Raw genomic sequence first — 2,690 nt, forward strand, 5'->3', positions numbered from 1 at the left:
CGGTTAAACTTTTATCAAAGCAGATGGTCTTAAATACGTACATCTCCTGATAAAAGATGGAATACCGGGAAAATGACAACTGGCGACTTTCAGGAGATCACCAACACAATGCTACAGTACAGAATATAGGTTAAATGGTAAGTCCCTGCAATTTCTTGCGGGGACCTGTTTTTTTAGCCTGATCCTGCCGGACTTAATAGCTCATCTCGTTCAGCTTCACCTTACCCCGGAATGTCCAGAATAAGAAAGTAGTATACCCGATCACCATTGGAGTGCCTATAGCTGCAATCAGCAGCATAATTTTCAACGATTTAACAGAAGACGCCGCTGCATAAATGCTGATACTGTATGCCGGATCTGTGGTAGATATCACAATATTTGGATATAACCCTACCGCAAACAGGATGAGCAGGCAGGCCGTAATAACGGAGGAATAGAGGAAAGCGGTATAATACCTGCGGGCATCTACATTTCTTTTTATATTCAGCAGGATCAGCACGGCAAGCATCGGCAACAGGAACAGCTGCGGGTGCGATTTAAACTGGTGCGTCATATGGGGAACATAGATAAGGGTAGCCATCGACGTTAGAATAAAGCAGAGAATGAAGAACTTGCTGCAGTTGTTCACAATCACCGTGAGCTTGGCATACAGCCTGTTTTCCGTTTTCATTACCAGGTAAATGGAGCCATGTAACATAAACAGCGACAAGGTGGTGAAAGCGATCAGTATGGCATAAGGGTTAAAAAAGGTAAGCAGGGTGCCGGTAAATTCGTGTTCCCTGTTGATGGGAAGGCCGTGAATGAGATTGCCCAGCACCAATCCCAGCAGTAATGTGATGCTGGTGCTGGATACCGTATAACTGATATCCCACATTTTGCGCCACCACAGCCAGGCTTCCTTGCTTCTGAATTCTATGGAGATAGCCCTGAAAATGAGGACTACGAGGAACAGCATAAAGGGGATATAGAAGGTAGACAGTACTACGCCGTATACCAGCGGGAAACCGGCAAACAAGGCGCCGCCTGCAATTACCAGCCATACTTCATTCCCGTCCCATACAGGTCCTATTGCATTAAGCACCAGGCGACGGCTTTCTTCCTTATTAAAGAACAAGTGCAATGCACCCGCGCCCAGGTCGAAGCCATCCAGCACACCATAACCGGTGATCAATCCGCCAATCACCAAAAACCACCAGGTGGGAAGGTCCAGTTCGAGAATTGTTTCCATGAGTTATAATTTAGTTGGATGGTAAGTGATATTATCGTGATAATAGCCGTCGTATTCTATTTCTGCGTTCTCTGAAACATCTGGTCCATGCTGGATCTTACGGGTTAGTAAATAGATGAACAGGGTAAACAGGAGAATGTAAACCAGCGTAAACAGTATGAGTGAAAACATCACCTGGTCGGCCGTTACCTTGCGCGACAGGGCATCGGAGGTGCGCAACAATTTGTATACCACCCAGGGCTGGCGTCCTACCTCGGCAGCGTACCATCCTACCTGGTTGGCTATTTGCGGTAATAATACCGCCCATGCAAAAATGATCATAAGCCAGCGCTGGTTAAACAGTTTCTTTCTCCATAAAAGAAAAACCGCCAGGAGCGTAAGTCCTATGAGGATCATGCCGATGGTGATCATGATATGATACATCTGGAACACGAAGTTGACTGCACCGGGCCTGTCTGCTTTTGGCGTGGCCCTTAAACCTTCTACCGGGGCGGAAAAGCTGCCATGCGTGAGGAAGGAAAGTCCGCCGGGAATTTTTATACCGGTGGTTTTTTCATTTTTGTTATCTACCCAACCTATAATGTACATGGGCGCTACTGCGGAACTATCGTAGTGACCTTCCATAGCGGCCAGTTTGGCGGGTTGATATTTGCTCACGTAATGTGCAGACCGGTGGCCGGTAAAAAGCTGCAGCAACGCTGCAATGGCTGCTACGCCAAGCCCCACCTTGAACATGGCCTGGGCATGTTTTGCATGAAGGTTTTTGAGAACGTACCAGGCGCCCACACTCATCACCAGGAAAGCGCCCGCCAGGAAAGAGCCGATGATCACATGCGAGAACCGGTCTACAGAAGACGGGTTCAGCACCATTTCCCAGAAATCAGTGACCACTGCGCGTGCCTGCAGGTCATGGCCTTCTATCCGGTAGCCAGCCGGCGTTTGCTGCCAGGAATTGGCAATAACGATCCACAATGCAGAAAAGATAGAGCCCAGCGCCACCATACAGGTAGAAAAGAAATGGACGCCTTTATGAACACGGTTCCAGCCAAATAATAATACGCCAAGGAATGCCGATTCCATGGCAAAGGCGAAAATACCTTCCGCTGCCAGTGCACTTCCGAAAATATCGCCTACATAATGTGAATAGGTGGCCCAGTTAGTACCAAATTCAAATTCCATTACAATGCCCGTGGCTACACCGATGCCGAAGATCAATGCAAATATCTTAATCCAGAATCGGGTGATATCCTTATAAAGCGATAAACCTGTTTTAAGGTACAGCCCCTCCATGATCACCAGACATAGTCCCAGTCCTATGCTCAGCGGGGGATAGATGTAGTGGAAGGCAATGGTAAATGCAAACTGTATCCTGGATAGTATTTCTACTGAAGGCATAATATTCAATTATGATGCAAAGGTAGCTGGTGAAGATATCCATGAAGCTGATGTTTGTCATGTATTG

2 protein-coding genes are annotated in these 2,690 nt (G+C 47.2%); both read right to left on the minus strand.

Features of this window, described 5'->3' with window-relative positions; genetic code table 11:
• Positions 1-193: 193 nt before the first annotated feature.
• Positions 194-1,228, minus strand: a complete 1,035-nt coding sequence (gene cydB, locus VN105_RS09890; RefSeq protein ID WP_325640346.1) for a cytochrome d ubiquinol oxidase subunit II — start codon at positions 1,226-1,228, stop codon at positions 194-196.
• A 3-nt stretch (positions 1,229-1,231) separates the two neighbouring features.
• Positions 1,232-2,623, minus strand: a complete 1,392-nt coding sequence (locus tag VN105_RS09895) for a cytochrome ubiquinol oxidase subunit I (protein WP_325640348.1) — start codon at positions 2,621-2,623, stop codon at positions 1,232-1,234.
• Positions 2,624-2,690: the final 67 nt, after the last annotated feature.

The sequence above is a fragment of the Chitinophaga sp. genome, assembly GCF_035564935.1.
Classification (GTDB): domain Bacteria; phylum Bacteroidota; class Bacteroidia; order Chitinophagales; family Chitinophagaceae; genus Chitinophaga.

Bases quoted from the DNA above. Each gene is read 5' to 3' on its own strand.
- VN105_RS09895 (WP_325640348.1), bottom strand. From the start codon at position 2,623: ATGCCTTCAGTAGAAATACTATCCAGGATACAGTTTGCATTTACCATT.
- cydB (WP_325640346.1), bottom strand. From the start codon at position 1,228: ATGGAAACAATTCTCGAACTGGACCTTCCCACCTGGTGGTTTTTGGTG.